An 8,075-nucleotide genomic window follows, 5' to 3' on the forward strand; every position below is an offset into this window, starting at 1 on the left:
TATGCATTAATTAAAAAGATTCCATAATATATTGAATAACTTTTTCTTTTTCTAAATTACTATGGATTCCTAAACCTGCAGCGGGGGATATATTAAGATTTGTTTTTGATTGGTCTACAACTTGCATAAAATAAATTGATGTTGCTAAATATATTATAGGTAAGCTTACTGCCGCAATTTTTTGGTTCCCTACACCTGCTTGATCTATACTTTCAGATGATTGGGCATTTAGATTTAGTTTATCTATACCCTTTTTTAATAAGTCACTTCCATCTTCTAGAGCTTGATTTATTTTCACAGGGTTTTTTGAGTCTATAGAACTTTTTAAGTTATTAAAATAATTATAATCAATTAATTTCATTTCATTAATGAGTTGATTAGTTAATTCTAATGCTTCTTTTGAATTTGCCTTCTCCATTGTTTTTTCATCCCACATATGTGGTAAAATTGATGTAACTTTTCCCTGACCAAATACAATACCTTTATAAAGTTCTTCACCTGTATAATTCATTTTAGCTTGGGCATTTACATCAGCAGAGTTTTGAAAAAACATTAAAAATGTAAAAAATACTGTTGCTACAGTGAATATAACTAATATTTTTTTGAATTGAAGATTAAATAACATCCTACCATCCCCTTTTGAATTTTTTAGATATTATCAATATTTTTAGCAAATAAACAATCGAAAAAATAATAATCTACTGGAGGTTCTATGTTTCGAAAGACGTAAAACTAATTCGCCAAAATTGTAATACATTTCTAGTAAACTACTTTTAAAAATTTATTCATCAACTACTTGGACTGGTATTATAAAATAAAATTTTGTTCAGAACGCACGGGTTTGATTTCCTTTTATTTCTACGACAGAACCGATAATTTCAAGCATGATTGTGGTTATTCTGAAATAAATATTAATAGGTAAAATCAATCTAAAAATCTTTTTCTTATTTCTGGAGGGGGAAGTAAACATATAGTTTGTTTTCCAAACCATTTATATCTACGTTCTGCGAACTTTTCGTATAATAGATTACGAATTGATCTTGGTATTACTAGGAAAATAATCATCATTTTCCACGGTCCACTTAATCTTTTACAAATGTTTATTATGGCATCTGATTTTATATAACTTTTGTCATTGTCTATTAAAACAATACTATCAATAGATAAATTTATTTTATATTGCTTTAACATTCTTTGCCCTATATCTCCCTGTAATGATACATATCGGAAATAACCTAATGAATCTCTTTTGATAATAAATTGAACACTTTGATTACAAAAGTTACAATCACCATCAAATAATATGATTCCACACATAAAATTCTCCTATCTATAATTTTTAAATAGATTAAATTTAGAATTATTATCCTTATGATTATGTTGGGAAAATCATTAATGTTATTAATAAATTTTTAAAAAACATAAATGATTTAAAGTGTATTTTATATACTGATCTCTTCCCTGCACCTCATGTTATTTTAAACATAGTAGGGTCAAGAAAAATTCATACATACCCTACTTTTTTATTAATTGTGAAATGAGTTCTATATGAACCTCACTATATATTAAGCTAAGTTTAAAATTAAATTATTTTTGTAAACAAAAAACAAAGGAAAGCTAATGAAAATAATGGTAATATCCATATAATAATTTTCCGTAATGTAGATTTTGTAGATTTAATGATTCCAAATACTGTACCTAATACCCCTAGCTGAATTATTCCTAATAAGAGGAATTCATTTATTCCTACATTTCTAGTTATAAGAAAAATAAAAGAAATTATTGTGATTAATAGGCATAAGAGGGAAAAATAAATAGGTGTTTTTTTCATACTATTCCTCCTATTAAATGTGCTATTTAATAAGCATTCTTCTCAACATGATATAAATTCGCTTTATTCAAAAACTTATTTCAAATCTATATCTGGAGAATTTACGGAATGAAACTTATGAAAAGTGCTCATAGTAAAATTTCATAAGTTAATTATTACTATTCCTGGAGAAGAGAATAGTGGATAACAGCGCCAAAAGAAGGGCCATAACAATGCATATTGTTTAGTATATTTTAATAGAAATCACACACATTGATATACAATTCTCAATGTGTGTGACCTTTTAGAAGTTATTTCGCGAATGTAGTCGCAACTTTTTCAATGAGCATTTCATGCATTATCTCAGCGTCAGAATCTGCTTTTGGTGCAGTCCACTTCCACTCTGTCGCAACCACATATTTATAAGCTACTACCCCTACTGCAGCAGTAATTGCCCCTGCATGGGTTACTACCGCTACAGTAGTAACTGCTCCAGCTGCGTAAATTGCCGCTACACAGCCAGCAACAACGGTACAAGCAAAACCTTGCCCCTCGCCTACTTTTTCATTTTGAAGACCTTCTGACACCTTGACTAATAATTGGCCACCTTTTCCAAAAGCTTCTTGAATTTTAATATTATCCCCACTATATACAGCTGCCTTTAATTCATTAAAGTAATTTGGATCTACTTCGTTAATTTTTTCTGTTAAAAATTTAGATACTTTCTTTGCTTCAGTAGTATTTGCTTGTTTTGTTAAATCCTCTGACCAAATCTCTGGAAATAGTTTTGCTACAGGTCCCTCACCAAAAAACAACCCGCGATAAATTGTCTCGCCGTCATATTGTTGTTGCTTACTTTCAGTAGTTACAGCAGATTTATTTTGCGAATTAGAGTTAGTATTCTCAGCAGCAAAAACTGATGTGGAATTAATAGCTAATCCTAAAGCTAATACAGTTGGTATAACTTTTTTAAATTTCATCATAATTCTCCCCTTTTAAAATATATTGTTATAAGCAAATCAGTTCAAATCAAACTACTAGTGTTTTAAATCAGTCAATATGTTTAATTTTATTATTTTTCACATAAAATTCCGATGCACACTAGTAAAAAATCACCTCCTTTCAAGGCTTGTACAATAGATTAAATAAAAATGGAGTCTATTACAAAAAAGTAGCAGTTATGTGTAATAGATGTTTCTATAATTTTATTAGTTTACAGCTGTTTTTTTATCCGATGTTGTATAATTAGTGGATTTATTTTTTGGACGAATTAATCCCTTGATTTTTGAAAAGTTGAATTCTTGTTCTATAGGTCTTAAGTATAAAATTAAGGCTCCACACATTGTTATTGAAAAACTTATTAACCCTAACATCAATGCAATAGATTCATGAAAAACCAATGCTAATAATAAAAATTTATTCCAATATTTTTTTGGAGCAAATAGTGCTCCAAACAAACATATCTGTAAAAGTAAGGTTCCCCAAGTAGCAACGACTACAAATGGAGATGATAGTATAGGTTTTACTAAATTAAATAAAAGAGGTGGTAACCCCAACATTGGATCAGCTAAATAATAATATACTGCTGTACCATCTACCCATTCTGCACTAAATAATTTTGCAATAGTTGAATGCAGGTATAGAATAGCAATTTGAAATCTAATTACAAAGAGAGTAACAATAGCAATTATACTTTTGAAAATTTCTTTTTCTGAATTAACTTCAATTGGATTAGGTGATTGCCAATGCCACTTTCGTGAGTCAGTTAATGTAATTGGTAATAACAAAAGCGCTAGAACAGCATTCACTTGTTCTCCACCATCTACAGTGATAGCAGAAACTTGTAAACTATACGCAATAAACCAATGAATGATACCTGTAATTCGTGGGCGCCATCCTGATGCCACAAGTAATAATAAAATGACACATATCCATCTAATTATATTTAAATAAACATATTCATTAGGAACTAAACAAAAGATACTAATGTTGTTTCCGCAACTTGGAAATTCTGTAATTCCAGCTGCTGGGCGAAATAAAATTTCTGCATTGTTTAAAGATAAAGTTAAAAGCAATGATAGTGCTAATAAAGTTCGCGCAAATCCATATACATTTGTCCAAGGATTATTTGAAATACCTAAGTTATATGCAAAAGTGTTTATTTTTTTGAACATGTTACATTCACCCTCGCTATTTTTGATGGCATATCTACTTTTCTTTTACTCCAGGCCCATGGCACAGGTTTTTGATTAATAATTCCAATATCACCACATATAGTGGGATTAGGAGTATCGTTTTCTATATTCATTAAAACCTTAGATTCTTTTAAACAATTTTTTGGATCTCTGCTACAATTCTGCATTGAGGTTTCCGGAACTTTATTAGATATCATTCCAGACTCTATACCTTGACTTCTTCCAAAGCGTTTCAAACCGAAATAGTTTTTCGGAAGATTGTTAGGCCACTCGGCAGCTAGTTCCCCACTTTTTACATCTACTAAACTAAAATAGGAATCTCTGGGACTCTTACTATAAAATCCCCACCCTTGAGGGAACCAAGTTACCATGTTTAACTTCTTGCTAAATGGTAGATCTTTAATTGGATTAGGGGGTAATGCATTTTGTATACCATAGAAAAATATCAAGAACCATAAAATAGATATAGCTAAAAATGTAGTTCCATACGTCATATATGAATATTTGCTTAACTTCATGTACCTTCGCTCCTCTAGTAATTACTTAACTTACTGTAATTTTGTTATCTGAATATGCATTTTTAAAATATAAAAACAAATTTAGAACGAATCTCTCCTCCCCATTAAACAATTAATCATCAACCTTTTAATAATTTTAAATGTGTAATATTTACAGAAATGTAATTTATTTATATTTATTATCTTACATAATCAGAATAATCTTATAAAGTAAAATTTTTCGACAATTTATCTTGTTCTTGATTTTAAGTGCGTATTTTTTTGCATAAGTGCAATTAAAATGATTAAACAGATTTTTAGATATTGATAAATTTTTCCTTCATTCGATTTACATATTATACCTATAAATCTATGCTATACTAAATTTGTAATTAATTAGATTTTATAGAGGGGCTGATAAATTGGAAATAATACTTGTAAATATTGGGATAAGTGTACTTACAGGATTAATTTTCATCTGTGCTGGTTTGGCATTGATCTACAGACCGCCAAAAGAAATTAATGGGGCATATGGTTATCGTACGAAGCGTTCAATGAAAAATTCGTTTCTTTGGAAAAAAGGTAATTCGTATAGTGGAAAATTGCTAATTATAAATGGAATTTTAATGGGAGTATTAGGTAGCATTTTAGCTTGTATAATTACGAAATTTGAGTATGCAATGTTTACTATTATAGGGTTAATGTTTGTACTAATTTTCTTTCTAATAGCGAGGGTTGAAAAGAAACTAAAATCCCTAGATAAATAACCCTCTAAAGTTAGATCAAGATTTTTTTATATTTATTCTTAGAGAGAGTTTTATAAGTCTAAAAACTATCTTAGACTTATAAAACTCTTCTTTTATAAGCGCTTAAACAAATATACCATTATATGTATTTAGTGTTGTTTCGAAAATTTTTTCTGATTATTCAGACTAAGATTAGGCATATAGTTAATAGGCAAGTCTGGCGTAAAAATAAAGGAGAATAAAGTGCATATATTCCTAACGGAGTCGTATCTTATACTGCAAGTCTAAACAATTGATGGATGAATTCTTTCTGATTTTAGACAGACTGATCTCATAAATCAAGCTGTCCTTTTTTATCATATCCCTGGCTCCTACTTCAGAAAGAATGGATGTAGCTGTGTCAAAATATTTGAACCCTAGCATAGAACGGATCCTCTTCTTTATAAAGCGATGATCTTGTTCTACTATGTTATTCAATTACCTTTGTTGTCTAAGTTGAATACCATCAAGGATGTTTTTTTCTTTTTTCAACTGTTCAATTGGCTTTGAAACATAAAAAGACTGCAAAGCTTTCTTGAAAAAATGTTTTACAGCCTTCTGACCTCTTGTTTTGTTTAGGAAAAAATTAATTGTGTTTCCTTTCGAATCAACAGCACGATACAGATACATCCATAGACCTTTTACTTTGATGTATGTTTCATGGACTCTCCAAGAGTCGTTTTTCCAGTTCAGGAGCAAACTAATCACGTCTTTTTTTAAGTACTAGTATTGTCCAAGTTTAGGAGATTAAGAGTTTTAGCACCAGAGCCCTATATAAGATAATTTATCAAACTGACAATATATTTACATTTATGGAATAGCTTTACAAATTTTATTCCCTCCTTTAAAATCTAATTAATCAAAATATTCAGAGGGGTGATAGAATTATGATATTCAATATTCAATTTAAAAAATTATTAACACTAGTTACGGTAATAATGTTACTAGTAACACTATTAGTATTTCTAAATCGTCCTAATAGTGTAAATGCAGAAGTTAACAAAGGTTATTCTGGTGAAGAACTTTATAAAGGAATTGTATTAGGGCAAGGGAAAGTTGCAAAGTTATTTCCTCAAGTATGGGATGAAGAAAAACTCCGTAATGTAAACTCTAAGGAAGCACTAGAATTAACTACTAAGCTTATTAATGAAATGAAATTAAGTGACCCTTTTTACTTCAATAACTTGAAAAAAGCAGTCAAATCAAAGGATGCATTAGAAATAAATCAAGCATTTGAAAATGGAAGTTATTTATTAAGTCAGGCAATAAATAAGCTTAAAATTGATAATTACAATTCAAAATCTCTTAATCAAGTAGGTTTAGGAATGATCACGATTGTTGATAATAGTAAATATTATATATATTATGCCGCTTCAAAGGAGCATCTTGAAGTATCTCCTCTTGCTAAGTTTAAAACAAGTAAGAAATTAGAACAGGAACAACTTATTCAGGATATTGTTAACCAATTATCTTATTAAGTTAAATTCTAATTTTATGTACAAACTAACAATATTAACTAGTTAGAAGAATTTCTTTTCGTTGAGCAGTAATAGTGTAACTTTTCCTACTAGGTGGCCGCTATACATGCCCATCAACTTAACATAACTGGTTTCCCAAAATACGATAAAACATTGCACATTATATATGAGAAAAAAGGATAGATAAAGCCATGATGCTTTATCTATCCTTTTATTTGGAAAACTTAGTGAATTTTAGAGAGCGCGCTATCCAAGACCAATTATAACGGGCAAGTGCACTCAATATCATAATCAATGCTCTTAGTGTTTGGAACACGTTTTTTTTAGAGAAAGCTATTGAAGAACTAAAAAAAAAAGGGCGGATTTAGGGAAGTTTCAATGCCCCACGTGTCTACATTAGGTTGGGAGCATATAAACTTTCTAGGTGAATATAATTCAAGCTTACGTAACTTGTGTCCATTACATAAAAAAGAGCCGTTTTACTCCTAACGGGGTAAAACCCGGCTCTTTTTCTGTCGAAATTTGCTTAGCGTGGTTTTTTCCGAAATGCTGGCGGTACCCCATCGCTATCAAGCTAAGCTTATGTAAAGTCAATTTCAAGCGAGATTGTTTCTTTTTTCTAAAAGGCAAGTGTAGATAATTGAAAGATTTGCATACGAAATAAACCCTAACGGGTTTCACTTTTTTGAATTAAGCGGCTTGATTTTCAGACATTGTACAATTGTAAACGACACCTAATATATCAAAGACCGTTTTTTTCTCATATCGATGAGATTTCCGCCCGTTTTGCTGCAGGAGATTGAACAGGCGAAGTAACACCTTTGATAGCTCTTGGGTGTTTTTTTGTATAGTTTGGAATAAAAGAAGAAAATAGTCTTTAATCATATATATGGCTTTATACTCACTAAGCTCTCGTTTTTTCTTCATGAGGAGCAATTGGCGCATTTGAAACATGATAGAGGAACAGAGTAGAATGGCAATCAATTGACCATATAAATGGCACTCTAATCGTTCTGGTTTTATCTTCTTACAATGATGAATTTGAAAGAATGACTTCCACGTTTTAAATAAAATTTCGATTTGCCAACGCAAAGAATACCAGTCATGTACCTGTCCCATCGGGACAATATCTGTAGGGGTGTTCGTCATATATACATTGATACCACTGAGTCGTTTACTACGAGGAGAATACTTCATTCCTTTCTTTTTTTCTCTTACAGCTTGATCTTGTAATCGTTTTTGTTGCTGTTGTTTTGTTAATCGATGAACAATTACACGAGCTGGCACTTTATCAATCATTCCTACATAAG

At 30.4% G+C, this 8,075-nt stretch carries 7 protein-coding genes and 3 pseudogenes; 3 read left to right on the forward strand and 7 right to left on the reverse strand.

Translation table 11 applies throughout. The features are described from left to right. Positions 1 to 10: 10 nt before the first annotated feature. From MKX37_RS27325 to MKX37_RS27345, 5 genes are all read right to left on the reverse strand, one after another. Positions 11 to 625, reverse strand: coding sequence for a sporulation delaying protein family toxin (locus tag MKX37_RS27325; RefSeq protein WP_078206815.1), 615 nt, complete (start codon positions 623 to 625; stop codon positions 11 to 13). A gap of 299 nt (positions 626 to 924) precedes the next feature. Beyond that, the gene (locus MKX37_RS27330; protein WP_078206814.1) at positions 925 to 1,317 is read right to left on the reverse strand and encodes a thiol-disulfide oxidoreductase DCC family protein; all 393 of its coding nucleotides are present in this window, start codon (positions 1,315 to 1,317) and stop codon (positions 925 to 927) included. 804 nt (positions 1,318 to 2,121) lie between these two features. Further along, positions 2,122 to 2,790, reverse strand: a complete 669-nt coding sequence (locus MKX37_RS27335) for a sporulation delaying protein family toxin (protein WP_165758163.1) — start codon at positions 2,788 to 2,790, stop codon at positions 2,122 to 2,124. Between the two features lie 228 nt (positions 2,791 to 3,018). Beyond that, a complete protein-coding gene (locus MKX37_RS27340) occupies positions 3,019 to 3,984 on the reverse strand; it encodes a sporulation-delaying protein SdpB family protein (RefSeq protein ID WP_078206811.1) in 966 nt (321 codons plus the stop codon). Then, a complete protein-coding gene (locus tag MKX37_RS27345; protein WP_078206810.1) occupies positions 3,969 to 4,523 on the reverse strand; it encodes an SdpA family antimicrobial peptide system protein in 555 nt (184 codons plus the stop codon). Before MKX37_RS27345 ends, MKX37_RS27340 begins: the two co-directional genes overlap by 16 nt. 401 nt (positions 4,524 to 4,924) lie before the next feature. Between MKX37_RS27345 and MKX37_RS27350 the strand changes: the two genes are divergently transcribed. Further along, positions 4,925 to 5,269 carry an SdpI family protein gene (locus MKX37_RS27350; RefSeq protein ID WP_088045522.1) on the forward strand — a complete coding sequence of 115 codons (345 nt, stop codon included), beginning with the start codon at positions 4,925 to 4,927 and terminating at the stop codon, positions 5,267 to 5,269. A 295-nt stretch (positions 5,270 to 5,564) separates the two neighbouring features. Here the strand turns inward: MKX37_RS27350 and MKX37_RS27355 are convergent. Beyond that, positions 5,565 to 5,980 (reverse strand): annotated as a pseudogene (locus tag MKX37_RS27355) (IS6 family transposase); the annotation flags it as partial. 194 nt (positions 5,981 to 6,174) lie between these two features. Between MKX37_RS27355 and MKX37_RS27360 the strand changes: the two are divergent. Further along, a complete protein-coding gene (locus MKX37_RS27360) occupies positions 6,175 to 6,765 on the forward strand; it encodes a sporulation delaying protein family toxin (RefSeq protein ID WP_078206809.1) in 591 nt (196 codons plus the stop codon). Positions 6,766 to 6,998: 233 nt separating this feature from the next. After that, a pseudogene (locus tag MKX37_RS27365) lies at positions 6,999 to 7,254 on the forward strand (Tn3 family transposase); the annotation flags it as partial. Between the two features lie 201 nt (positions 7,255 to 7,455). Here the strand turns inward: MKX37_RS27365 and MKX37_RS27370 are convergent. Then, a pseudogene (locus MKX37_RS27370) lies at positions 7,456 to 8,075 on the reverse strand (IS4-like element ISBce7 family transposase); the annotation flags it as partial.

It is taken from the genome of Bacillus sp. FSL R5-0709, assembly GCF_038004785.1.
Taxonomy (GTDB): Bacteria; Bacillota; Bacilli; order Bacillales; family Bacillaceae_G; genus Bacillus_A; species Bacillus_A mycoides.

Excerpts from the sequence above, each read along its gene's own strand:
- MKX37_RS27325 (WP_078206815.1), bottom strand. The coding sequence starts at position 625 with ATGTTATTTAATCTTCAATTCAAAAAAATATTAGTTATATTCACTGTA.
- MKX37_RS27330 (WP_078206814.1), bottom strand. The coding sequence starts at position 1,317 with ATGTGTGGAATCATATTATTTGATGGTGATTGTAACTTTTGTAATCAA.
- MKX37_RS27335 (WP_165758163.1), bottom strand. The coding sequence starts at position 2,790 with ATGAAATTTAAAAAAGTTATACCAACTGTATTAGCTTTAGGATTAGCT.
- MKX37_RS27340 (WP_078206811.1), bottom strand. The coding sequence starts at position 3,984 with ATGTTCAAAAAAATAAACACTTTTGCATATAACTTAGGTATTTCAAAT.
- MKX37_RS27345 (WP_078206810.1), bottom strand. The coding sequence starts at position 4,523 with ATGAAGTTAAGCAAATATTCATATATGACGTATGGAACTACATTTTTA.
- MKX37_RS27360 (WP_078206809.1), top strand. The coding sequence starts at position 6,175 with ATGATATTCAATATTCAATTTAAAAAATTATTAACACTAGTTACGGTA.